At 67.2% G+C, this 23,141-nt stretch carries 19 protein-coding genes, 1 tRNA gene and 1 pseudogene; 4 read left to right on the forward strand and 17 right to left on the reverse strand.

The genetic code is table 11. The features are described from left to right. Window positions 1-4 precede the first annotated feature (4 nt). The 7 genes from pknB to OPF83_RS10915 form a co-directional block, all read right to left on the reverse strand. Entirely contained in the window at window positions 5-2,137 is a 2,133-nt protein-coding gene (gene pknB / locus OPF83_RS10885) for a Stk1 family PASTA domain-containing Ser/Thr kinase (RefSeq protein ID WP_264887500.1), read from the reverse strand. Next, window positions 2,134-3,726, reverse strand: coding sequence for a serine/threonine-protein kinase (locus OPF83_RS10890; RefSeq protein WP_264887501.1), 1,593 nt, complete (start codon window positions 3,724-3,726; stop codon window positions 2,134-2,136). The genes pknB and OPF83_RS10890 overlap by 4 nt, the downstream gene beginning before the upstream one ends. Beyond that, a complete protein-coding gene (locus OPF83_RS10895; protein ID WP_264887502.1) occupies window positions 3,723-5,195 on the reverse strand; it encodes a penicillin-binding transpeptidase domain-containing protein in 1,473 nt (490 codons plus the stop codon). Before OPF83_RS10895 ends, OPF83_RS10890 begins: the two co-directional genes overlap by 4 nt. Before the next feature lie 7 nt (window positions 5,196-5,202). Beyond that, entirely contained in the window at window positions 5,203-6,648 is a 1,446-nt protein-coding gene (locus OPF83_RS10900; protein ID WP_264887503.1) for an FtsW/RodA/SpoVE family cell cycle protein, read from the reverse strand. Window position 6,649: 1 nt separating this feature from the next. Next, entirely contained in the window at window positions 6,650-8,368 is a 1,719-nt protein-coding gene (locus tag OPF83_RS10905; protein ID WP_264887504.1) for a PP2C family serine/threonine-protein phosphatase, read from the reverse strand. After that, window positions 8,365-8,823: an FHA domain-containing protein gene (locus OPF83_RS10910; RefSeq protein ID WP_264887505.1), complete on the reverse strand. Its 459-nt coding sequence runs from the start codon at window positions 8,821-8,823 to the stop codon at window positions 8,365-8,367. Before OPF83_RS10910 ends, OPF83_RS10905 begins: the two co-directional genes overlap by 4 nt. A gap of 111 nt (window positions 8,824-8,934) precedes the next feature. Next, on the reverse strand, window positions 8,935-9,879 hold the full coding sequence (locus OPF83_RS10915) for a DUF3662 and FHA domain-containing protein (RefSeq protein WP_264887506.1): 945 nt from the start codon (window positions 9,877-9,879) through the stop codon (window positions 8,935-8,937). 277 nt (window positions 9,880-10,156) lie between these two features. Between OPF83_RS10915 and OPF83_RS10920 the strand changes: the two genes are divergently transcribed. Together OPF83_RS10920 and OPF83_RS17520 are read left to right on the forward strand one after the other, a co-directional pair. Beyond that, window positions 10,157-10,242 (forward strand) — tRNA-Leu (locus OPF83_RS10920). A gap of 185 nt (window positions 10,243-10,427) precedes the next feature. Beyond that, the gene (locus tag OPF83_RS17520; RefSeq protein WP_375546254.1) at window positions 10,428-10,805 is read left to right on the forward strand and encodes a transposase; all 378 of its coding nucleotides are present in this window, start codon (window positions 10,428-10,430) and stop codon (window positions 10,803-10,805) included. 126 nt (window positions 10,806-10,931) lie between these two features. Here the strand turns inward: OPF83_RS17520 and OPF83_RS10925 are convergent, their stop codons facing one another. From OPF83_RS10925 to OPF83_RS10960, 8 genes and pseudogenes are all read right to left on the reverse strand, one after another. Beyond that, complete coding sequence (locus OPF83_RS10925; RefSeq protein WP_264887507.1) at window positions 10,932-11,501, reverse strand: hypothetical protein; 570 nt, start codon at window positions 11,499-11,501, stop codon at window positions 10,932-10,934. A 311-nt stretch (window positions 11,502-11,812) separates the two neighbouring features. After that, window positions 11,813-12,784, reverse strand: a complete 972-nt coding sequence (locus OPF83_RS10930; RefSeq protein WP_264887508.1) for an exonuclease domain-containing protein — start codon at window positions 12,782-12,784, stop codon at window positions 11,813-11,815. 8 nt (window positions 12,785-12,792) lie between these two features. After that, window positions 12,793-13,401 carry a hypothetical protein gene (locus tag OPF83_RS10935; protein ID WP_264887509.1) on the reverse strand — a complete coding sequence of 203 codons (609 nt, stop codon included), beginning with the start codon at window positions 13,399-13,401 and terminating at the stop codon, window positions 12,793-12,795. Window positions 13,402-13,473: 72 nt separating this feature from the next. Continuing rightward, window positions 13,474-13,689: pseudogene (locus OPF83_RS10940) on the reverse strand (restriction endonuclease); the annotation flags it as partial. Window positions 13,690-13,854: 165 nt separating this feature from the next. Then, complete coding sequence (locus OPF83_RS10945; protein WP_264887510.1) at window positions 13,855-16,128, reverse strand: hypothetical protein; 2,274 nt, start codon at window positions 16,126-16,128, stop codon at window positions 13,855-13,857. A 440-nt stretch (window positions 16,129-16,568) separates the two neighbouring features. After that, entirely contained in the window at window positions 16,569-17,195 is a 627-nt protein-coding gene (locus tag OPF83_RS10950) for a recombinase family protein (protein ID WP_264887511.1), read from the reverse strand. A 215-nt stretch (window positions 17,196-17,410) separates the two neighbouring features. After that, on the reverse strand, window positions 17,411-18,010 hold the full coding sequence (locus tag OPF83_RS10955) for a cadmium resistance transporter (protein ID WP_006550696.1): 600 nt from the start codon (window positions 18,008-18,010) through the stop codon (window positions 17,411-17,413). Next, entirely contained in the window at window positions 18,007-18,366 is a 360-nt protein-coding gene (locus OPF83_RS10960; RefSeq protein WP_264887512.1) for a helix-turn-helix transcriptional regulator, read from the reverse strand. Before OPF83_RS10960 ends, OPF83_RS10955 begins: the two co-directional genes overlap by 4 nt. 210 nt (window positions 18,367-18,576) lie before the next feature. On the opposite strand from OPF83_RS10960, the gene OPF83_RS10965 reads away from it, so the two are divergent. After that, on the forward strand, window positions 18,577-19,173 hold the full coding sequence (locus OPF83_RS10965; protein ID WP_264887513.1) for a recombinase family protein: 597 nt from the start codon (window positions 18,577-18,579) through the stop codon (window positions 19,171-19,173). A gap of 502 nt (window positions 19,174-19,675) precedes the next feature. After that, window positions 19,676-20,119, forward strand: coding sequence for a hypothetical protein (locus OPF83_RS10970; protein ID WP_264887514.1), 444 nt, complete (start codon window positions 19,676-19,678; stop codon window positions 20,117-20,119). 254 nt (window positions 20,120-20,373) lie between these two features. Here the strand turns inward: OPF83_RS10970 and cydB are convergent, their stop codons facing one another. Both cydB and OPF83_RS10980 read right to left on the reverse strand, forming a co-directional pair. Continuing rightward, entirely contained in the window at window positions 20,374-21,429 is a 1,056-nt protein-coding gene (gene cydB / locus OPF83_RS10975) for a cytochrome d ubiquinol oxidase subunit II (protein ID WP_264887515.1), read from the reverse strand. A gap of 20 nt (window positions 21,430-21,449) precedes the next feature. After that, a complete protein-coding gene (locus OPF83_RS10980) occupies window positions 21,450-23,027 on the reverse strand; it encodes a cytochrome ubiquinol oxidase subunit I (protein WP_264887516.1) in 1,578 nt (525 codons plus the stop codon). Window positions 23,028-23,141: the final 114 nt, after the last annotated feature.

Genomic DNA, 23,141 nt, shown 5'->3' on the forward strand with positions numbered 1-23,141 from the left:
GCGCCTACGCCGGACCGGCGACGAGACCGAAGCGGATCACGCGGACGACCACCTGGTCGTTCACCCCGGCCTCACCGACCGGCGGCTGCTGCGAGAAGATCTGCCCGACCCGGGTGAGGTCCGGATCGTTCTGGGGAAGCTCCACCAGCTGGCCGCGTCCACCGCGCCACCCCGCGGCCTCGAGCTTGCGCAGGGCCTCGTCGACGGTGTCGCCCACGAGATTGGGCATCTCGAAGCGGTTGCCCGCGGAGAGCTGGATGGTGATGGTCGCGCCCTTGATCTGCGACTGGCCGGCCGGAGTGGACTGGTCGATGACCTGCCCCTCGGGTGCCGTTCCGTCGACACGACGGGTGTCTACGCGGAAGCCCGCGCTCTCGAGTGCCGAGCGCGCTGCGTCGACGTTCTGACCGACCACGTTGGGAACCTGGACCTGCTCTGGGCCCGAACCGACCTTCAGCTGGACGGGCACGTCGGAGGGCACCTGCGCGCTGGGGGCGGGATCGGTCGCCACGACCTTGCCCTGGTCGGCCTCGGTCGAGGGCTCGGCCACGGTCTCCGGAGCCACGACGAAACCTGCCTCTTCCAGGACCTTCCGGGCGTCCGCTGGGGGCATCCCCATGACGTTGGGAACGGTGAGGATCGGCTTGCCGGTGGAGACCACGACGCGAATCTCCGAGCCCACGGCGAGTCGCTTCCCGGCGATCGGGTCGGAGGAGATCACATGACCGACGGGGATCTGGGGATCGGTCTGCGGGAACTGCACGGGTGTGAGACCGAGCGCGGTCAGCTCGTCGACGACCTCGTCCACGGGCCGCTGGGCGACCTCGGGGATGGTCACCTCCTGCTGCTGTTGGCGGCCCTGGGTGAACTCCTTGCCGCTGTCGCTGGTCAGCCAGAAGGACACACCCGCGATCGTGCCGAGCACCAGGAGCGCAGACAGGGCGATGGTGAGGGCGCGGGATCGGCCCTTCGAGTCGCGATCGGCGCGCCGCGTCGGGGGCCTGCTGTTCCCGGCCCCGGTCGTCGACGGTGGTGACGTCGCTGAGCGGCGGCCGCCCGTCGCCCCGCTCGGTGCCCCGCCCGCAGCGGCACCCGCCGCGGCCGCGCCCGCGGCCCCGCCAGCAGCTGCTGCGCCGCCCATGGCAGTGAGATCGTGCGCCTCGGTGACGGCATCGGAGGGCGAGGACCAGTCGGACCGGCCGGAACCGTAGCCGGCACCGGCGAATCCGTGGTGGGCCTCGGGGCGCTGATCGGCGTCGAGGTCGTCGTCGGACAACACCAGGGGCGCCGAGGGGCGCCCGCCGGAGAGCACCGTGATCAGGTCGGTGCGCATGTCGCCGGCGGAGGCATACCGGTTCTCCGGGTTCTTGGCCATCGCCTGCATGATCACCGCGTCGACGTAGCGGCTGACGTCCGGATTGACCGACGACGGCGGCTTCGGGGTCTCACGGACGTGCTGGTAGGCCACGGCGACCGGCGATTCACCGGTGAACGGCGGGGCGCCGGTGACCATCTCGTAGAGCACGCAGCCCGCCGAGTACAGGTCGGACCGGGCGTCGACGGTCTCGCCGCGGGCCTGCTCGGGGCTCAGGTACTGGGCGGTCCCCAACACTGAGGAGGTCTTGGTGAGGGTGGAACTGGAGTCACTGACCGCCCGCGCGATGCCGAAGTCCATGACCTTCACCGCGCCGTCGCGCGAGATCATGATGTTCGCGGGCTTCACGTCGCGGTGGATGATGCCCTTCTTGTGCGAGAAGTCGAGCGCACCGCAGACGTCGGCCATCACTCCGAGGGCCCGCTCGAGCTCCATCGGACCGTCCATCCTGACGATGTCCCGGAGGGTGTCGCCCTCGACGATCTCCATCACGATGTACGGCAACGAGCCGTCGGCGGTGGGCTCCTCGCCCTGGTCGTAGATCGCGACGATCGACGGGTGGTTGAGCGAGGCAGAGTTCTGGGCCTCGCGCCGGAACCGCTGGTAGAAGGTCTCGTCCCGGGCCAGCTCGGGGCGCATGATCTTCACGGCCACCTCACGTCCGAGGACCGTGTCGCGGCCCCGGTGGACTTCCGACATCCCGCCGAAGCCGAGGGTCGCACCGATCTCGTAGCGACCGGCCAGGGTGTTCGGAGTGGTCATCCGCGCTCGCCTCCTGTGCCCTGGTCGATGTTCGCGGCGCCCCGGCCCTGGAACTCCAGAGGTGCTGCCCCGGCGCCCTGCCCTTGCCCCTGCCCCTGACCCTGGCCGGGCTGGGGAATGAGGGAGCTGAACTCGGAGGTGATGGAGTCGAGCATCTCACTGAGATCGGTCTCGGGCGGCGCTTCCGAGGTCGTCGGGGACGTCGGGGTCGGCTCCGTGGTCGGGGTGGGTGTCGGGGTGGGTGACGGCTGCTGTGTGGGTTGCTGCGTGGTGGTGACCGTCACCGGTGCGGAGGTCCGCGGTGTGGAGGTGGTCGGGGAGTTCCCGAACAGACCGTTCTGGCCGAAGACACCGGCGTTCGACAGGGCCATCACGCCGGCGACGGCGATGATCGCGACCAGGAGGAACACCACGAGGAACCACCCGGCGCAGCCGCTGTTCGAGCGGCGCGAGGACGGGCGGGACGTGACCGGCGGGTTGAGATGACGACCGGTCGGTGGCTGTTGCCGTGCCGCCTGCTGCCCGGCGGCCTGACGACCGGTGTGGCCGGCGTGGCCGGGTGCCCCGCCGCGGGCCGTATCGGGTCCCGGCTGCCTCTGGGTGTACATCCGGGTCGTGCGGGGACCCTGCTGGCCGCCGTGCGCCCCGCCCGCGGCACCCGCCGCGGCAGCACCTGCGGCGGCGGCACCAGCAGCACCGACGGCACCTGCGGCGCCGGCTGCCGCGAGGAACGCGCCGGCCGGGCGTGGGTCACGGCCGGCGCGGACATCGGAGATCGCGTCGGCGAACGCGCCTCCGTCGGGGTAGCGACGGGTCGGGTCCTTGACCATCGCCTCGCCCAGCACGCGGCGGACGGGCTCGGGCACGGAGTCCGGCAGGGGAGCGGGCTTCTCGCGGACGTGCATCATCGCGATGGAGACCGGGGAATCCGCGACGAAGGGTCGACGACCGGCCAGGCATTCGTAGCCCACCACGCCGAGTGAGTACACGTCGCCGGCGGGGGAGGTCTCGTGGCCCATCGCCTGCTCCGGCGAGAGGTACTGCGCGGTACCGACGATCATCCCCGTCTGGGTGACGGCCGAGGCGCCCATCGATTTGGCGATGCCGAAATCGGTGAGCTTCACCTTCCCGGTCGGGGTGATGAGGATGTTGCCCGGCTTGACGTCGCGGTGCACGAGACCGATCGCGTGCGCGGCGTTGAGCGCGCGGCCGGTCTGCTCGAGCATGTCGAGCGTGTGCCGCAGCGGCAGCGAGCCCTCGCGGGCGAGGACGTCGGAGAGCGGCTCGCCCACGACGAGCTCCATGACCAGGTAGGACAGGGGATTGCCGGAGGCGGGATCGGGCACCTGGCCGTAGTCGTAGACCGTGGCGATCCCCGGATGGGAGATGCGGGCGGTGACCTTGGCCTCGGAGCGGAACCGCTCGACGAACTCGGGGTCCGAGGAGAACTCGGGCTTGAGGACCTTCACCGCGACCCTGCGGTCGAGGACGGTGTCGCCAGCCTCCCAGACCTGACCCATCCCGCCGGTCGCGATGAGCCGCAGCAGGCGGTAGCGGTCGGAGAGGATCGCGCCGGAACCCAGACTCATGGCGCACCTCCCAGCAGCGCGCCCAGGACCTCGCGGCCGATCGGCGCGGCGTAGGTGGCACCGACGGTGTCGCGGCTGACGCCCGGGCCGGACTCCACGGCCACGGCCACGGCGAGATCCTGACCGGGGACGAACGCGATGTACCAGGTGTAGGGGATGGACTCGGAGGAGTCGACGCCGTGCTCGGCGGTGCCGGTCTTGGACGCGATGGTCACACCGGGCAGACCGCCGCCGGCGTGGGCCTCGGCGCCGATCATGAGATCGGTGAGGGTGCCGGCCTGCTCGTCGGTGAGGGCGCGCCCGGCCTCGTGCGGGGTGAAGCCCTCGACCACGGACAGGTCGGGCGCGGTGAGCGTCTTGATGAGTTGTGGCTCCATCCGGACGCCGCCGTTGGAGACGGTGGCGGCGACCATGGCGTTCTGCAGGGTGGTCATACGGACGTCGCTCTGGCCGATCGAGCTCATCGCGAGCTGCGCGGCGTCCTCCATCTCCCCGAGCCCGGACGGCGACACTGGTACCCCGAACTCCTCCGGTGCGGTGCCGTCCACGCCGAATTTCTCGGACATCTCCGTGAACCCCTCGTCGCCGATCTGCTGGCTGAGCTCGACGAAGGGAACGTTGCAGGACAACTCGAAGGCGGTCCGCAGCGTGACAGTCTGGCCGCCGCAGGTCTGGCCGGCGTAGTTCTCCAGGTAGGTGCTGGTGCCGGGCAGGAGGATCCGGTCGGCGCCGGAGACCGGGGTGTCGGGGCCCAGGCCCTGCTCGAGCGCGGCGGCGGTGGTGATGACCTTCATGGTGGAGCCGGGCGGGAGCGACTGCTGCGTGGCGTGGTTGAGCAGGGGCCGGTCTCCGCTCGCCTCGATCTGCTCCATCGCCCCGGACCGGACGTTCTGGTCGTGGCTCGACAGGGCCGCCGGGTCGTACGACGGACTCGACGCCAGTGTCAGGACCTCGCCGGTCGACGGGCGGACGGCGGCGACCGAGCCGACGAACGGCCCCTGCCCGGCGCCGCGCTGGAGTGCCGCGTACGCGACCTCCTGGGCGACCGGGTTCAGGGTCAGCTCGACCGAACCGCCCTGGGGCGTGCGGCCGGAGATGAGCCCGGAGATCCGCTGGGAGAGCAGCCGGGAGTCGGAGCCGTTGAGGAAGGAGTTCTGGGACTGCTCGATGCCGGAGGTGGCGAACTGCAGCGAGTAGTAGCCGACGGTGGGACCGAAGGCGTACGGGGAGGTGGGGTAGGTGCGCTCGAACTCGAAGCGGCCCTCGGTCGGCAGGGACAGGGCCAGGACGCGCCCGCCGGCGGTGATCTGGCCGCGCTGGCGCGAGTACTCGTCGAGCAGCATGCGGGTGTTGCGCGGGTCGGAGCGCAGCTCGTCGGCGCGGAAGACCTGCACCCAGGTGAGCTGGAGGAGCAGGGCCACCACCATGACCATGGCGGCGACCGCGACCCTGCGGATGGCGGTGTTCACGTCGCGCTCACCCGGACTTTCCGGGGCGCCGGCGCGGGGTGCGCATCATGCCGGTGGCGGCGTCGGCCAGGGCCGGTGCCTGACGCGGCGCGGGCAGCGGGCGGCGGGCGTCGTTGGACAGGCGCACGAGGATGGCCAGCAGCGCGTAGTTGGCGAGCAGACTCGAGCCGCCGTACGCCATGAACGGCAGCGTCAGGCCGGTGAGCGGGATGAGCGTGGACACGCCGCCCACCACCACGAACACCTGGATCACGATGGTGAACGCCAGCCCCACGGCGACGAGCTTGCCGAAGCTGTCGCGGATGGTCAGTCCCACGCGGATGCCGCGCAGGACGAGGATGAGGTACACCATCAGGACCGCGGCCAGGCCGATGAGGCCGAGCTCCTCACCGATGGTGGAGGTGATGAAGTCGGTGTTGGCGAACGGCACCTGGTCGGGGCGTCCGTTGCCGAGCCCGGTGCCGCCCATCCCGCCGGAGGCGAGCCCGAACAGCGCCTGCGAACTCTGGTAGCCGCCGGTGTCGAAGTAGGCGAAGGGATCCTGCCAGATCTGGAACCGCACCCTGACGTGGCCGAACAGCGCGTAGGCGAGCACGGCGCCGAAACCGACCAGCACCACGCCGATGAGCAGCCAGCTCACGCGCTCGGTGGCGACGTACAGCATGGTGAGCACGGTGGCGAAGATGAGCAGGGCCGAGCCGAGGTCGGTGTTGAACACCAGCACGCCGAGGGAGAGGAACCAGGCCACGAGGATCGGCCCGAGGTCGCGGCCGCGGGGGAGGTCCACGCCGAGCACGCGCTTGCCGGCGGTGGTGAACAGTTCGCGCTTCTCCACCAGGATCGACGCGAAGAACACGATGAGAAGGATCTTCGCGAACTCGCCGGGCTGGATGGTGAAGCCGGGGAGGATGATCCAGTTCTTGGCGCCGTTGATCTCGGAGAACCGCGCGGGCAGCACGGCGGGGATCGCCAGCAGGAGCAGACCGACGAAGCCCGTGGTGTAGCCGTACCGGGCCAGGACGCGGTGGTCGCGCAGGAAGTACAGCACCACGGCCATCACGGCGAGCCCGATGAGGGTCCACAGCAGCTGACGGGTGACGTTCATGCCCGGCGGGTCGGTGCCGGCGGCCACGGCGCGGGAGGCGTACGCCAGGTCGAGCCGGTAGATGAGCACCAGCCCGAGCCCGTTGAGCAGCGCGACCGACGGCAGTAGGACGGGGTCGGCGAACGGGGCGAGCCAGCGGATGAGCAGGTGCGCGATGCCGGTGAGGCCGAAGAACGCGAGCGTGATCCACAGCAGTTCCAGCGCGAGGTGCTGCTCCTGCGCGAGCTGCACCAGCAGCAGGGCGAACCCGACGATCACCGTCGCGGCGACGAGCAGGACGAGCTCCTTGCCGCGCCGGGGGCGGTCGGGCAGGGCCTGTCCGCGGGGGTTGGTGGCGGGACCGGTCATGTCAGCTCACCGCCCGGCAGTTCTCCCCGGGTACCTGCGGCGGAGCGGGGCGCGCCGGGGAGGACGGCGTGGCGCGGTCCTCCTCCGTGGCGGGGTCGGAACCCTCTCGCGTGGCGGGGTCGGAGCCCTCACGCGGGGCGGGGTCGGTGGGCGTGGTGCGGGTGTCACCCTCGGCGGGACCGGGCTGACCGGTGGTGGGTGTGGGGGAGGGGGACGACGACGGCGTCGCCTTCTCGTCCGTCCCCTCCGCGGGCTTCGGGTCCGACGTCTCACACGGCGGCAGGAGGTTGTCCGCCGCCAGCCGGACGACCTGCCCGGTGGCCTCGGACAGGCTGCCGGACGGCATCCCGGCACGCACGGACTCCCGTGCGGGTTCCCGCAGGTCACCGAGCGTGAACACATTACAGCCGCCGGGGATTGAGTCCGGCTCGTGCAGGGTGAGGTCGCCCTCCTCGTTGAGACAGGCGACGCGGCTGACCGAGGCGAGCGAGATGCCGAAGATGTCACCGGAGATGCCGCGCTTGACCACGACCTGATTGTCCTGCTCGGCGACGAAATAGTTACTGCGGATGAGCAGCGTCGACACGCCCACGACCCCGGCGATCACGACCAGCACCCCGACCACGCTGAGGGCGAAACGCCAGCGGCTGCCGCGGGGCGGGGCGGCGTCGAGCTCGTCGTCGTCGCCCCCGGGGCCGGTACTTCCCGACCGACCCGACTGACCTGGACCTCCCGGTTTCCCCGGGCCTCCGGGCCCTCTTCCCCCCGGACCACCCGGTCGACCGGCGTCCCCGGCCGACCCGCCGCCACGTCCGGTCCCGTGGCCCGCCGCGTCACCTGCGGCGCCGCCACCCGCGGCGCCGGAGTGCGAGGCCAGCTGGGCGCGGGAGAACGCCGCGGCCTTGCCCGCCGCGGTGTTGGCGAGCGGATCCGTCGCGGGGTCGACCACCGCCGGATCCTCCGACGCCGCACCCACCACCACGGGGACCACCGGGGTGTCCCTGGCCGACTCCACCACGTCGGCCACCACGACGGTGATGTTGTCCGGCCCGCCCGAACGGAGCGCCAGCTGCACCAGGCGGTCGGCCGCCTCCTCGACCGTGCCCGTGGCCAGCGTCTCGGAGATCGTGTCCGCACTCACCGGGTCGGACAGGCCGTCGGAACACAGCAGGTAGCGGTCGCCCACCCGGGCCTCGCGGGTGACGGCCGTCGGCTCGACCGGCTCGCCGGTGAGGGCCTTGAGGATGAGTGAGCGGCGCGGATGGGAATGCGCCTCGTCGGCGGAGAGCTCGCCGCGGTCGACGAGCGACTGGACGAACGTGTCGTCCTTGGTGATCTGCGAGAGCGAGCCGTCGCGCAGCAGGTAGGCGCGGGAATCGCCGACGTGGATGAGTCCCATGCGGCGGCCGTCGAACAGCAGCGCCGTGGCCGTGCAGCCCATGCCCTCGGTCTCGGGATGCGCGTCCACGTGCGCCGCGATCGAGGCGTTGCCCGAGGTCAGCGCCACGCTCAGTGCGCCGGTGAGGTCCTGGCCCGGATCGTCCTCGTCCAGCTTCGCGAGCTCCGCCACCACGTACTGGCTGGCGACCTCGCCCGCCGCGTGGCCACCCATCCCGTCGGCCAGCGCGAGCAGACGCGGACCCGCGTACGCCGAGTCCTCGTTGTTCTCCCGCACCATCCCCAGGTGGGACCGCGCGGTGTAGACGAGCGCGGGGGTCACGCGCGGAGCTCGATCACGGTCTTGCCGATCCGGATCGGCGTGCCGGCCTCCACCTTCACGGGCGTGGTGACCCTCGATCTGTCCAGATACGTTCCGTTGGTCGAACCCAGGTCCTCGAGGAACCAGTCAGGACCGTGTGGCGACAGTCTGGCGTGCTGGTTGGACGCATAGTCGTCGTCGATCACGAGGGTGCACGAGTCGGCCCGGCCCAGCAGGACCGGCTGTTCGGTCAGCGTGATGCGCGTGCCGGCCAGCGCCCCCTGCGTCACCACCAGGTAGCGGATCGCCTTGGAACCGCGGGCCAGGAACCCGCCCCGCTTCTCGCCGCGGCCGCCCGAGCGCATGCCGACGTTGCCGAACACGTCGGTCTTGAGCGCACGCAGCGTGAGGTAGATGAACAGCCAGAGCAGGACCAACAGGAGCCCACGGGAAAGCTGCAGAACAAGTCCCTGCATGACCTGGGCCTCCTCTCGGGCGTCGGTCTGGTCACCTCATGTCATCGTGGCCACGGTAGACCAACGCGTGACCGCCCCCGGTGGTTCCGGGGTTCTTCGCTGACGTAGAGGTTAGTCGAAACGGACCGTGATCTCGGAGTGCCCGACGCGGATCACGTCTCCGTCCGCCAATTGCCAGTCCTGAACCGGGCCGTCGTTGACGCTGGTGCCGTTGGTCGATCCGAGGTCGGTGAGCAGGGCGTCCCGGCCGTCGAAGTGGATGTCGGCGTGCTGACGGGACACTCCAGTGTCCGGCAGACGGAAGGCGGCGTCCTGGCCGCGGCCGAGCAGGTTGGATCCCCGCTGCAGGCGGAACGTGCGACCCGAGCCGTCCTCCAGGTGCAGCGTCACGGTCAGTGACGTGCGGCCCTGGGTGATGCGGGTCGGCGCGTCCGACGGCCCGCCCCAGCCGGCTTCGCGGCCGGCGCCGGCATCGTGACCGGCGCCGGCTCCCTGGTCAGCGTCGTAAACGGCTCCCCGGCCGGCGTCATGGCCGGCCGACTGCGCGGAGACGGGATAGTTGGAGGCGGGTGCCTGCATGTCGTTGCTCTCCTCGCTCGCACTCGACGGTTCCCGGCCGGGCGACGACGGTGCCGGGTGGTCCCGGTCCGGCGCCGGGGCGGCGGCCGAGATGTGGAACGGAACGGCGTCGGGGTCCACGACCCCGTCGATGCGCATCTGACCGGTGTGGAGGTCGTCGCGCTCCACGAAGGTCACCGCGACCGGTCCGTACGTTTCCCACCCCTGCTCGGTGATGTGGTCCGACAGGTGACGGGAGAAGGTCTTGACCGCCAGGGCCTCGTCCTCGGTGAACGAGGCGTAGTCCGAGCGCGCCAGCGTGATGGTGTAGCTGTTCGACACCAGGAGGTGGCCGTCGACCACCTTGAGCGACGCCTCCGCCTGCTTCCGCAGCTGCGACTCCACCTCTGCTGCGACCACCTTGCCGCCGAAGAGGCGGGCGAACGCGTCGCCCACGGCGCCCTGCAGTGTTCGCTCGAACTTGCCGACGATTCCCACGCCTCGCCTCCTCTCTCAGACCTCACACTCCGGGTCGGGTTCCTTATGTCAACTGGGTGTTGCGGCTGTGCCTTCCGGCGTCGTTACCCGGCGGGCACGACAGGCCGAACCGTCTGACAACGGCATCCGGTCGATCATAGAGGTGGAGACGGCCTTAAGCACGCTTGAGCGGTGGTCCCGTTCTCCCCGCCTGACGCCCGGTGTCGGCGCACACCCCCTCCGACCTGCCGATTAGTGACGGTAGAGCGCGGCGTGTTACCGTATCTGAGCGTTACTCGGGCGAGTGGCGGAATGGCAGACGCGCTGGCTTCAGGTGCCAGTGTCCTTCGGGACGTGGGGGTTCAAGTCCCCCTTCGCCCACCATGGGCGGTTAAGCCCAATCGTAGCCGCAGGTCACAAAGTCGTGACCTGCGGCTACGTTGTTTTTCGGGGATGAAGGGGCTCTATTGACAACTGGGTGGGAGGCTAGGGGGCCGCTCCCGCTTCGTTGGTGAAGCGCCCCGGGTTTGATGGAGACATCGATTACCCGGGAAGGGGTCATCAACGCTATGGGAGCACCTCGCAAGTATCCGGATGAGCTTCGTGAACGAGCGGCGCGGATGGCGCTGGAAGCACTGGCCGACCCCGGCTGGGCGCGCGGTGCGATCATGCGGACCGCCGAAGAGCTCGGCGTGCACCGCGAAGCACTTAGGACCTGGGTCCGCAAAGCCCAGGCCGCGGGCGAGGAGCGAGATGCTAGGCGTGAGCCGACGGCTTCAGCTCGCAAGAGTGGTGGCGACCGTGCTTTCCCTCTGGTTTCCCTACGAGCGAACGCTCGGCAGCCGAAAAGAGCCGGTCCCGTCGGACCACCGAACCGCGTAGCGCGCGCGGGGGTTCTGCCGATGGAACACATTGGTCGCGGCAGGGCTGTCAGCGTGGGGCCGTAGACGCACTCGAACGTGCCCCGGGCCCCGAGGCGATGCCAGGGGAGGGCGACCGCGGCAGCTTGTCGAAACGCAACTTATCGGCGTGGCCCCGTGGCCTGGGAATTACGGGCCGCCCCTCGCCTTAGATTAGGGCGTTCCCACTGTTTCCACGGTGTCCCGGAGGTCGGTGTAGGTGCACTCGGTGACACCAGGCAGGGCGGCCAGGCGGTGGAGGACGATCGACTTCTGGCCCGGGACTTCTGTGTTGAGAACGCGTGTAGGTACGACGAGGAAGCGCCAATGATCCAGGTTCAGCGGATCCAGGTCAGCCATGTCAGTGACGTCGAGGACGCAGACGACGTACACATCGGCTTGACGCCGAGACGCAGGCTCGTACCGGCCGGTGTGTGCATCCCACGCGAGGGTCTCGGGGATGCTCACGGTGGGGGTGGGGGCCTGTGTTTGCGCCCAGCTCTGCAGGAACGAGACCGACTTGACCTCCACCCGCAGTCCGCTTTCGGTGACGATGTCGACGGCGTCCCATTCGACGCGTACGCCGGCGTGAGTGACTCCGAGCGCGCGAGCGACGAGATACTCGGCGAACAGGCCGCGGACGGTGTTGTCGAGCAGGCTCGACATCGACCATTGCCAAAAGTCGATCACCGGCCCGCCTGGGAGATTGCTGCCGTCAGCGGTGAGGGGCTCGTCGCCGGTCATTCGCGCCGGCACGATCACGCCGTGTGGCTCGATTGTGCGTCGAACAGTGAGGTCCGCCCGGCCTGCGGGGCCTGTCTCAGGGGGTGTCACATCTCATCCTCGATCAGCTAATGGCGCGCCCGAGCGTCGACGAGCGCTGAGGGCGATCCGTTCACGTCGCAGGGGCCAGAAACGTCGATCCTCTGCACAGTTGCACCCCGCTGATCTGCGTAATTGACGGAATGCAACATTATCGGCACTTCCCCGCGCAGGCGGAGGCTCCGTAGGGCACGCTTGCCGGCGCCCGCTTGGTCAATTCTGGCAAGTCCCGGTCATACGGCCCGAACTGATGCAGTGGTGTTGCGCTCGATGGTCAGGAGTTCGAGCAGTTCGTCCTCGGTCACGACTTCGATCGGCTGTCCCTTGGCCCGCAGTTCGAGGGCTTTGCGGGCTTTGCCGGTCTGAAATTCGGCCAGGTCGTCGCCGCGGAATCCATCGCCGATCACCAGCACGGTGGTTTTTCGCGTCAACCCTTTGGCGGGTGTGGCCCCGACGCGTGCGACCGCGTCACACGCGTCTTGTCTCGACATGCTGCCCAAGCCTCCAGTGAAGACCACAACCTGCCCGTAGAGGGGATGGTCAGGATCGGCGTCGATGGACGCCTCGGGAATGACTAATGGGCCGCGAGCAGCGTGATTGGTGGAGCGGAGAGCGCGTGTCTGCCTGCAGGGGTCCCAGCCGCCGGCAAAGAGGCGACCGAGGTTCACCGTCAGCGCGGTGGTCAGGTGGGTCAGGTCTGCACACTCGTTGCGGTCGGCGAGCGCGAGCAGGACACCGGCGCAGGCGCGGGTATCTGCCAGGGCGTCGTGATGGCGTTCCAGCGGCACGCCCAGGTGGGAGGCCACGATCGGCAGTCGGTAGGACACCAGGTCCAGGGCCTGCCGGGCCATGACGTACGTGCATCCGTAGGTCCACTCCGGCCACGGGTGGCCAGATGTTTCGCATGCGTAGCGCACCACGCTGGTGTCGAAGGAGGCGTTGTGCGCCACGACGGTCTTGCCGTCGAGATACTGCGAGATTTCGGGCCACAGCTCACCGAACCGGGGCTTGTCCTGGACCATCTCCGGGGTGATGCCGTGAATGGATACATTGCGGGCAAAGAACTCGTCGTGCCCCTCGGGGGGACGGACCAGCCAGCTCCGTTCGTCGGTGACGACGCCGTTAGTGACCACTGTCGCGCCAAGCGAGCAGATGCTGGCACGGCTGGAGTTGGCAGTTTCGGTGTCGAAGGCGACGAAGGTCATCTCGGAGCTCATCGGCCACCCACCGGCAGAGGCCGAGCATCCGGACTGGAATCATCGTTGAGGTAGTACCTGAACTGTCGGGGATGATTCTTCGGCGATCCTGGGTCTCGAGGCAGTGGGTAGGCCGCGGTGAGACGAATCGATTCCAGCTTGCCCCACCCGGTGGCCAGATCTTTGACGGTGACTCCGAGAGCGAAAGCTGCGCGCCCCTGGCCTTCCCGTGAGGCCCGGGGGTTGGGGGTTCGGGTGGTGAGCAATTCAAGGTCGGGCCATCGTGGTTCGGTCAGTGCGCCCAGTCCTTGCCGCTCAGGCGATTCGAGAACCGCGTTGAACCGGTTCTTCAGCTCGGCGATCTCGGCTTCAACTTTGCCGAGAGTGTCGTCCACGGTGAAGTAGCCGGCGATCTCCGCCTGGTCCACTTCGGGCATCGGGTCGTCCGTCGTCTTGACGACGAGCCGGCCCGAAAGAAGCCTCTGGAGTAGCTCGCGGTCGTCACGTTCGACTGTCCAGCCGCCGAGCTGGCGGGGCAAGTCGGCGGCGCCGTTGACGTCGATGAGGCAGATGTAGAAGCAATCTGCCGACAGTTCGACGCACGCCACGGGCGGGAGGTAGTCCATGCGTCCCCTTGAGGTTCCGGAGGGGTGTTCACATGGAAAGCTACCGCGGAGGGCATCCGCGATGGCCGGTTTCTAAATTTCTTCGAAGAAGTCCTCGTCGATCCGGTGCAGCACCACGGTATGCGATTCCTGGACCCCGACGCCGTACTGGACCAGGAGGCGAGCCAGTCGAGCTCCGTCGATGAGTTCGATGCGGGCGTTGATTCGCTCGGCTTCCAGTAGGGCGCCGCGGGTGAACGAAGAGGTGGTGATGAAGACGCCTCGATCGCCTTGCTTGCCCAGGAGGGCGCACCACACCCGGGTAGCTGTTCGGCAGGAGCTCCAGAAGGACTATGAGCACGTCTTCAAAGTGGCCCACCAAGAGCACGTCGGCGGCCTCGGCGCCTGCAATGCGTGGCTGCTCCGCAGTGGCTCTGAAACCGTCTGCGACCTCTGCGAAAAACTCAGTTTCGTTCATTCATTCCACCCTTCATGTGCGGTGCGGGGTGTTGCGGGTTGGCCGTCGATGATGTTGCCGTCGGTGGTGATACCTCGCCAGGATCGCCCCGAGAACCAGACGATGTCGCCGGGGGTGACGACAGCTGAGGGCCGAGGGCTTTCGGTCAGGGCCGCAGCGACCGGGGTGAAGGTGCTGTCGAGCCGAACCACCAGGCCTTTCCGGTGGTCTCGCGGGCCCAGAGTGTTGAGCAGGTCCCGCAGATGCCACGGGTCGGGTGTCTGCGGATCTTGGAGGTGCTGGCCGAGTTCGGTGGGGTCGAGGGTGAGCCACATTCCAGTTTCTGTGGCCCCGCCGGTACCGGGGCAGTAGGGCAGTCGATGCGCGGTTGTCTTGGCGAGGGACGCATCGAAGCGGATGAGAAGATTGGCGCAGAGAACCCATGCACCCTGTTCGGTGCGCCCGACGGCGCTTTCGGGGCGGGGGAGTCCGAAGGACGGCCCGACGGCCCAGTGGCCGTGATGGTCGTACAGTGCCAGCCGGAAACGGTTGAGAGATGCTTTGTCTGTCCTGTGGTTGACGGCGTCGGACATGTCGTCCCAGCTCAGCTCACGTCCCACCACCAACAGGCCTTCCGTCACCCGGGCCAGTGAGCCAACGTAGGCGATCTCTGGAGGAAGTGGGACAGGATCGATCTCGCCGTCGGCATCGAAGCGCCTGAGGCGCTGGCCACCAGTGACGAGGTGGCGTCCGATCGCTACCGCGGACCTCCATCGCACCGGGCCGAGGTCGTGGAGTTGCGCCGCCCCGGCATCGGTGGTGTCGACTGAGTAGAGGGTGTGTTCGTTTTGGAGCCACAGTCTGTGTGCGCCGACGTGAGGCGTGAACCTGCTGGGGTGGCGACTCACCGGCAGCGGCAAGAGGAGTTCTTCCGCCGGTGTTGAGTCCGTGGCACGGCGTCGTTGCAGGATTGGTCGGAAGCGGTCGCTGGCCCAGAGTTCGTCATCGAGAACGGCCAGCCCTCCGGGCTCGAAATCCTTGCGCAGGTGCGGTGGGTCGGCGGCGTCGATGTCCAGGTCGAGGGCCACAGCGATGGGGTAGGCGTAGTCGGCGGTGCTGCGCCGCACCATGTGGGCAGCAAACCCGGCGGGGCACACGGGCTCGTTGGACCAGGCGTTACCTGGGAGCGGTCCTCGCTCGAGGTCGGCGGGCATCGGTCCGGTGAGGCGGTTGACTCGGATCCCGGTGACCGCCGCCCGGGTCGGAGGAAAAGCGTCGACGGCCGCGGCGTCGTGAAGGACCGCGAAGTGTCCTGTTACCAGGACGTGTCCGATCATCGGTCGCGGTGAGGACCACTTGGCGTACCACCCATCGCCACGAAGGATGGTGGGCCAGCGCAGAACCCCGTGATGGTCGGGTCGTGGGGAGCCCTTGCCGATGGGTTCGGCGGTAGCGCGGACTTCGGCAGGTTCTGCCCCCATCGGGGAGGGGTCTTCGAAGAACGTCAGATGCACCTCGACGGTGTCGCCTACTCGCGGTTGCGGGAGCTGACCGTCGGCGATCACTAGCTCATCGAGCCGGGCACGCAGGTGCCGCCCGCGCCGATCGGCGGGCAGAGGTTCCGGATCGGGGTCTGCCACGAGCTGGCCGGTGAACCGGGTCGGGATCCACTCGCTGTTGGGTGGGATCGGCTCAGGTGGGCCAGTTTCGCCTTCCCAGCAGAACGCCGACTCTTCGCACTGGGTGAAGGTGAGGTTCTCGAGCCAGGCTTCCCAGGTCCCGTCGGCGGCAGCGACCTTCACGAGCACTCCGGTGTGTACGTCGACCGAGATCTCGACGGCTCCGAATCCGTCACCTGGGTCACCTGCCGCCACCACGGTAGGTCGGCCCAGGTGCGTGGAATCGGTGAGCGGGCCAGACGGGAATCCGTAGCCCAGGGCCTGCTCGGCATTGTTCGGCTGATCAATGAGTAGAGCGGCGTACCCGGAGGCGTTCAGAGACCTGACGTCGAACCGGGTGGCGGTGTCGTCGGCGGCGACCTGCCACACCGTCCCGTCATTGAACAGCGTCCGTCGCCCGTCCGCGTGGTCGAGGCGGACACGAGAGGCCCCGGCTCGTGTGAGCCGGCTCCGGCCGGGGCCGGCGTGCAGATTGGCCCGCGGATCATCCATCACCCAAGACAGGATCGACGGGGCAGGCTCTGTTCGGGGCCGCACCACCAGATCTGCCTCGAACGCGGTATCGGCACCGCGGGCGAGCAACCCGCCGACATCAGACCAGGTCGGTGTCATGACGCTAGCCTAGGGCGGGTCGACGACGCACTGCGGGCCGCTTTGGCGGACAGGGAGGGGGGAATACGGTGGTTACACCTCTTTGCCCTGCTTGGAGTTAGTGCCCCCGGTCCACCCCGTTTCGACCCGGACCAGCATATTGATCAGAGAAACCGTGAGATTGTCGACAGTGAACGGGAGCCCTGCTTCGTTGAGCTGCCTCAGCTCGTTGTGTAGAGACTCAATCCACTGCGATGAAATCGGGTTCGCCTGCGGGTCGACACGGCGTCGAGCCACGTCGATTGCCCGGAGAAGGTCTGAAGCTCTCTGATCGCATTAGATGACAGCCTTTCAGGGGGAGCGGTTCATTTCCTGGTTGTCACTGTGATGAATGCGAGCACCGCAGCCGAGACTCGATGACTCTTGCACTACTACCGGGAAAGCCGGGAACGTTTGCGGTGTCAGGGTTTCGGCTCGGGTCTGTCCGTCGTTGCTGGTCCAGCGGTCACCGGCTCCTCCGGTCGTGGTGGGAGATGACGGTAGAGGGTGGTGCGGGTGATGCCCGTCTTGGTGATGATCTCGGCGATGGTGTGTCCGTTGTCCCTCAAGTGCTCGGCGTAGGCCAGTTTGTCGGGGTCCACTACTGAGGGGCGTCCTACTCGGCGTCCCTTCGCGGTGGCTACGGCTCGGGCGTGTGCGGCTCGCTCGAGGGTGTAGGTGCGTTCCATTTGCCCGAACAGGGCCAGCAGCACAACTGCGAGTTGGGACATCGGGTCGTCCGGGTTGGTCGAGTCGATTCTGATCGGGTCCGCCAGGTTGCGTATCCCTATCCCTCGCTCGGACAGTTCGTGGATCAGGTTCAAGGTGGCGCGCACGGTTCGCCCGAGTCGATCCAGGGTGTGCACCACGATCACGTCTCCGTCGCGGGCGTACTCCATGACCGCGCGCAAGCCGGGGCGGTCGACCGTGGCCCCGGACTTCTTGTCCACATAGATGCGATCGGTGTCGATGCCTTCTCGGCGCAGGGCGTCGATCTGCCGATCCAGGTCCTGTTTGGCTGTTGACACCCGCGCGTACCCCAACTCCATGCGGTCAGCGTACCGAAAGTTGCATCCGAACTGCTCCGTTGGGACGCGATAATGGACTCTACTTTTGGAACGCATTTCTCATGTGGACTTGATCGCTTTGTGGCGGTCTTCTGTGGCTACTTCTTGGCGGCGACGTACCAATCGGGCGTTCTGGCCGGAAGAATTAGAGCGAGTCGGCGGCTCACGGGTGCGTGGTGGGGTTTGCGTCGGTTTTGTCAGAGTCCGAATGCTCCGCCGCTGATCAGGATGAAGGCGCCCAGGCCGATCAGGACAGTCGGGAACAGGATATGTTCCCAGCGCTCTAGGACTTCGGCGATCGGTCGGCGGGTGGCGACGAACTTGGCCAGGCCCACCAGTCCCGCCACCAGCACCAGGAACACGATGCAGTAGGCAACTACGGCTCCCGTGCCCACGTTGAGAAAGACGGGGACGTAGACGCCGATGTTGTCGCCGCCGTTGGCGAAGGTTACGCCGGCCACGGTCCATACTGCGACGTTCTTGCCCTCGATCTTTGCGTCGTCGTCGTCATCATCGTCCCCGCGCCAGGCCTGCCACGCGGCCCGCAGTCCCAAGCCCAGTGGGATCAGCCCGAAGTAAGGGATGGCCCCCGGGGGCAGGAAGGCTCCCGCGCCCAGGGAGACGAGCACTGCGGCGCCGAGAATGCCGACGAAGCCAAGATACTGGCCGGCCAGAATGCGTGCGGTGGTGCCGCGTTGGCCTGCTCCGCGGGCGAAAAACAGCGACAGGACGATGATGTCGTCGATGTTGGTGGCAATGAACAGGCCGATCGCCTGCAGGGCCGAGGGCAGGATCATGCCTGCACCTCCGTGGCGTGACAACCCGGCACTGAGCAGTCGGGCTCCAAGCAGGGGGCGTTTTCGTTGACCGCGAGGGTGACCTCGACCAAGGAGGATAGCGACCGCGCCAAGTGCGGGTCTGCGATCTCGTACCGGGTCTGGCGGCCTTCGGGCACTGCGACAACGATCCCGCAGTCGCGCAGGCATGCCAGATGGTTCGACACGTTCGACCGTGTCAGCTCCAAATCGCGGGCCAGCTCCGCCGGGTAGGCCGGCTGCTGCAGCAAGGTCAGCAGTATCCGGGACCGCGTCGGGTCGGCCATCGCCCGCCCTAACCGATTCATCACATCCACACGCGAATCAATAGTCAGCACTTGTTGAACTATACAGCATCTGCTGAACTGTTGTGACAACGCCTTAAAAATCTAAAGGTTTTCAAGACACCCGACACCGTCCAGGACAGCGACCACTTTTGAGCAGTTTTCCTGGCTCTACGGCCAACCCGCCGGTGTCTCATTAAGTCATCTTGGCGACATTCGTCTCAGGGTCGGCTTCGGTAGGGGTTTATGGGGCAGAATCGCGCTATGAGGCATTTGGGGTACACCCGCGTGAGTACCGCGAGTCAGGATGCGCAGTTGCAGTTGGATGCACTCGTGGATTCCGGGGTGCAGAAGCGGGATGTGTTTGCGGATGTCACCTCGGGGAGCCGGGCCGCGATCGAGCGCCCGGGGATGAAGCGGCTGTTGGACTACGTCGAGTCCGGCGATACCGTCGTGGTGTGGCGCATTGACCGTCTCGGCCGCTCCCTGATCGATGTCCTCAATACCGTGAACCTGCTTCGCGACAAGGGCGTGAAGATCCGGTCGGTCTCGGACGGCATCGACCCGGAGACCACCTCCGGCCGGTTGATGTTGGGCATGCTCGCCACCCTGGCCGAGTACGAGCGCGAGCTCATCACTGAACGCGTCAATGCCGGCATCGCCGCGGCGAAGCAGAACGGCACCAGGTTCGGCCGGCCCCCGGTCGACCCTGCGGTGATCGCCGAAAAACTCGACATCGCCCAGGGCGCCCGACGAAAGGGTCGCACCGCCGCCGAAGCCGCCAGCTTGGTCGGATGGTCCCGCGCCACGCTCTACCGTCACCAGCAAGCCGCCCGAGCCCTGGAGGTACTGGAACGCTGATGCAGGCAGCCACCTTCAGGTATCGCCGCTAGGACGCCGCCTCTAAGCGGTGCGATTTGCCGGTACACCCGTGCGGGACGATATGACGTCTACCGTCGCCGCTGTGTCACAGGGTCCACTTCGGCGTTTATGAAACGTCTTCCCGTCGGGTCTAATATCTACTGATACAGATTCCGGGCGAAAGGGTCTCTTCGATGGCCGACCGCCCGCGATCTGGAAGTCGGACGGTCAACGTTGTACCGCGCCCTCCAACGACATACGACGTAGACGAGGAAGGGGAAGCGACATGGATGGGTGGTCGCCAGTGTGCGGCAAGGGGCGCATCGCAGCGTTGCTCGAGACCGGGACCGTGGGTGCTGTCCGAGATCTCTTTCCCTACGGGGTGCGGATCCTGTGTCCGATCACGCTCCATACGGGCCGCGACGTGGCCGGGTGGAGCTCATGGCATGAGGTCGCTGAGCGTGTAGGTGCGCAGTATCCGCCCCGCCGTGGATTGACATCGATGATCGACAGCGCCAACACCCCGGAGCTGGCCATGGATGTGGATCGCCTGGTCGGGTGCAGCGCTGGTCCTGCCATCGAGATCGCGCAGCGCTACTGCAGCACCGCGTCTGTCCTGCAGTGGAAAGCCGCGATCTGGACAGTGAACGGCGATCCAATCGGAACATCCGACGCCGCACGCACTATCACTATCGTCGATGACGGCGACTATGGCAGCTCCTACGACTACCAGCTGGTATCAGCTTCCACGGCGGCTCTCATGGACCCGTTCCTCCACCCCGAACCATCCTTCTTGTGGTCCGACGACGAGACACTGTTCCTCGAGATTCAACCCGAGACAGGATGGATTGAGGTCTACTCGACTAGGCCGGATCTGGTCGAGGAGGTGCGAAGCGACACCCAGTGGGAAGTAGTCCCGCTGACCCGCGACCTCCCGCAGTCGTAGCAATAGCGCCTCCCGCGAATCTTGCTCGCGGTAGGCACTGCAGCACGACACCGGACCGCCAGCCAGTACTGGCAGAAACCCGCCACCGAGCGCCGGGAGCTGATGCACGGTTAGGTGACAGGGTTAGTCACGCGGTCTGAAGGGCCTCGTCGGTCATGATGGTCTCGAATTCAATGGGGGCCAGTCTGCCGAGGCGGTCCTGCCGTCTACGACGGACCCGGCCATCAGGTTGGTCGCAGTCGGCTGATGGGTGGTTACACCTGGCGCCCGGCGTCTTCGGCCCGCAGGATCGCCGGCAGAATTACGTGTGGCTCGGGGATCTTCCCGGGCGTGACGCGGTGCCGGAACACCCAGTAGCTCCATGCCTGGTAGCAGAGGATCACAGGCAGCGCCACGACCGTGATGACGGACAGTACGCCGAGGGTATAGGTGCTGTGCGCCGCGGACTGCACTGTGATGTCAAAGGCGCTGTCGATAGTGGACGGCAGCAGAACCGGGAACATGGCCAGGAAGATCGCGGCCAGTCCGAAAAGGCCGGTGCCAGCGTAGCCGGTAAACGCGAGCCCTTCCTGGCCCCCACGTGCCTGAGTCCACCCGATGCCGCCAGAGGCCACGGCAAGAAGGGCGACCGTCCACCCCAGCGGTCCGGCATCGTGCTCGACCTGCACCATCACTATCCAGAGAAGCAGTGACAGCAGGTAGAGAGGGGCCCACCGGACGGCGAATCGGGATGCGCGCTGCCGCACTGGCCCGTCGGACTTTAGCGCCAGGAATGTGGCGGAGTGGGCCAGGGCGAACCCAACCACGGCGAGGCCACCGACGAGGGCAGGCCACGAGAGCCAGGCAAAGGGGCCGCCGACGCGGTCGCCATTGCCGTCGATCGGCAGCCCGATCGAGGTGAGGGCGAGCAGCGCGCCGATGAAGAAGGCGACCACCGCGGAACCGAGGCCGATCATGTACGTCCAGAACGTTGCCCAGGCTTTCGTGGCGACCTTGCCGCGGTACTCGATACCGACGGCCCGCAGGATGAGTCCGAGCAACGCGAGGGTCAGCGGCACGTAGAGGGCGGACAGCAGTGCGGCGTACCAGGGCGAGAATGCGGCGAAGAGGGCAGCAACGGCGGTGACCAGCCATACCTCGTTGCCGTCCCAGACGGGGCCGATGGTGTTGAGCATGACGCGACGGTCACGCTCACTGCGGGCCGAGAAGATCATGTGCATGCCCACGCCCAGATCGAATCCCTCGAGCAGGAGGTACCCGGTCCATAGGAGGGTGATGACGACAAACCAGATGATTGCCAGGGGTTCCATGGTTGTTCCTCGTCTCGCGACTAGTAGGCAAACGCCAGCACGTCGTCGTGCTTGCCGTCTGGGTCGTCGACGTCGTCGTCCTTACCTACGAGTTCGGGCATTGCACTGGCGGCTCCACCGCGCGTGTACCGCACCAGCAGGTACACCTCCACAACCAGTAGTACCCCGTAGACGGAACCCAGAGAGATGAGGGAGAACAGCAACTCCCCGGCGGTCACACCGGGAGATACGGCTGCCTGGGTGTACATGTACACGGAGTCGGCGCCGGTCACGGCGGGGTTCGGGGCCACGACGAACGGTTGTCGACCCATCTCAGTGAAGATCCATCCGGCGATGTTTGCGGCGAACGGGGCGAGGATTCCGGCGAGCGCGAGTCGCATGAGCCCGCGGGAGGCGGGGACGGTGCCGCGCCGGGTGAGCCACAGGGCAACCGCTCCGGCGGCGGCGACGATGCCACCGAGGCCGATCATGAGGCGAAAGCCCCAGTAGGTTACCCACATCACGGGGACATACTCGATCTGGGCGCCTGCACGGTCGCTGTACAGGGCATCGTCCGGAATCGTCTCGCCGTAGCGGTTCACATACTCGGGTTCGAGGTCGCGGATACCCGGCATGTCGACGCCCCACTCCCCGGTGGCGAGGAACCCAAGAACGCCGGGGACCTCGATAAGTGTGGTGACGTCGCGGCAGTCCGTGGATCCCGGATCGCCCAGGGAGAGCACCGAGAAGGAGGAGCCGGAGTGGCAGGCGGCCTCGGCGGCGGCCATCTTCATGGGCTGCTGTTCGTACATGAGTTTGCCCTGGATGTCGCCGGTGACGATTGTGCCGAGGAACCCCGCTATGGCGATTATCGCGCCAAATCGCAGGGACCAAGTCCAGACGCCATGGTCGGTGCGGTCACGTCCCGGTATGTCCTTGGCCTGCCCCACGATCACGTGCCCGCGCTCGTCGACGGTGTCGATCCCGTCATGCCGGCGGCGCCACAGGTGGTACCAGGCGATCCCGAGCAGGAACATTCCTCCCACCACGAGCGAACCAAAGACGGCGTGGGTGAACGCTGCGAGTGCGGTGTTGTTGGTGAGCACGGCCCACACGTCCGTCATCACCGGCCGGCCGTCCTCGCCGAGCTCGACACCCACGGGGTGCTGCATCCACGAGTTTGCGACGATGATGAAGTAGGCCGAGACCCAGGATCCGATCACCGCGCACCACAGGGCCGCGAGGTGCACTCCCTTGCGTAGCCTGCCCCAGCCGAATATCCAGACACCGAGGAAGGTCGATTCGAGGAAGAAGGCGAGCAGGCCTTCGAGGGCGAGTGGGGCGCCAAACACGTCTCCGACGAACCGGGAGTATTCGCTCCAGGCCATTCCGAACTGGAATTCTTGGACCAGACCGGTGGCTACGCCGAGGATGAAGTTGATGAGGTAGAGCTTCCCCCAGAATTTGGTCATCCGGAGGAATTTCTCCTGGCCGGTACGCACCCAGACGGTGTGCATCACGGCGACCATCGCCCCGAGTCCGATAGTGAGCGGGACCATGAGGAAGTGGTAGACGGTCGTGATGCCGAACTGCCAGCGTGCGATCTCGACAACGTCCATAGGACGCTAACCCCTTTCGCCGGATCGGGTGCCGTGTTCACCCGCCATCAATATTCTACACAGTGTCGAACTACTTCGACCGGGGATCGAAATGCTGTCGCCGCTGATAGAATC

It is taken from the genome of Dietzia sp. NCCP-2495, from assembly GCF_026011735.1.
In the GTDB taxonomy this organism is placed as follows: Bacteria; Actinomycetota; Actinomycetes; order Mycobacteriales; family Mycobacteriaceae; genus Dietzia.

Bases quoted from the DNA above. Each gene is read 5' to 3' on its own strand.
- pknB (WP_264887500.1), bottom strand. From the start codon at position 2,137: ATGACCACTCCGAACACCCTGGCCGGTCGCTACGAGATCGGTGCGACC.
- OPF83_RS10890 (WP_264887501.1), bottom strand. From the start codon at position 3,726: ATGAGTCTGGGTTCCGGCGCGATCCTCTCCGACCGCTACCGCCTGCTG.
- OPF83_RS10900 (WP_264887503.1), bottom strand. From the start codon at position 6,648: ATGACCGGTCCCGCCACCAACCCCCGCGGACAGGCCCTGCCCGACCGC.
- OPF83_RS10910 (WP_264887505.1), bottom strand. From the start codon at position 8,823: ATGCAGGGACTTGTTCTGCAGCTTTCCCGTGGGCTCCTGTTGGTCCTG.
- OPF83_RS17520 (WP_375546254.1), top strand. From the start codon at position 10,428: ATGGGAGCACCTCGCAAGTATCCGGATGAGCTTCGTGAACGAGCGGCG.
- OPF83_RS10925 (WP_264887507.1), bottom strand. From the start codon at position 11,501: ATGACCGGCGACGAGCCCCTCACCGCTGACGGCAGCAATCTCCCAGGC.
- OPF83_RS10930 (WP_264887508.1), bottom strand. From the start codon at position 12,784: ATGACCTTCGTCGCCTTCGACACCGAAACTGCCAACTCCAGCCGTGCC.
- OPF83_RS10935 (WP_264887509.1), bottom strand. From the start codon at position 13,401: ATGGACTACCTCCCGCCCGTGGCGTGCGTCGAACTGTCGGCAGATTGC.
- OPF83_RS10945 (WP_264887510.1), bottom strand. From the start codon at position 16,128: ATGACACCGACCTGGTCTGATGTCGGCGGGTTGCTCGCCCGCGGTGCC.
- OPF83_RS10950 (WP_264887511.1), bottom strand. From the start codon at position 17,195: ATGGAGTTGGGGTACGCGCGGGTGTCAACAGCCAAACAGGACCTGGAT.
- OPF83_RS10955 (WP_006550696.1), bottom strand. From the start codon at position 18,010: ATGATCCTGCCCTCGGCCCTGCAGGCGATCGGCCTGTTCATTGCCACC.
- OPF83_RS10965 (WP_264887513.1), top strand. From the start codon at position 18,577: ATGAGGCATTTGGGGTACACCCGCGTGAGTACCGCGAGTCAGGATGCG.
- OPF83_RS10970 (WP_264887514.1), top strand. From the start codon at position 19,676: ATGATCGACAGCGCCAACACCCCGGAGCTGGCCATGGATGTGGATCGC.
- cydB (WP_264887515.1), bottom strand. From the start codon at position 21,429: ATGGAACCCCTGGCAATCATCTGGTTTGTCGTCATCACCCTCCTATGG.
- OPF83_RS10980 (WP_264887516.1), bottom strand. From the start codon at position 23,027: ATGGACGTTGTCGAGATCGCACGCTGGCAGTTCGGCATCACGACCGTC.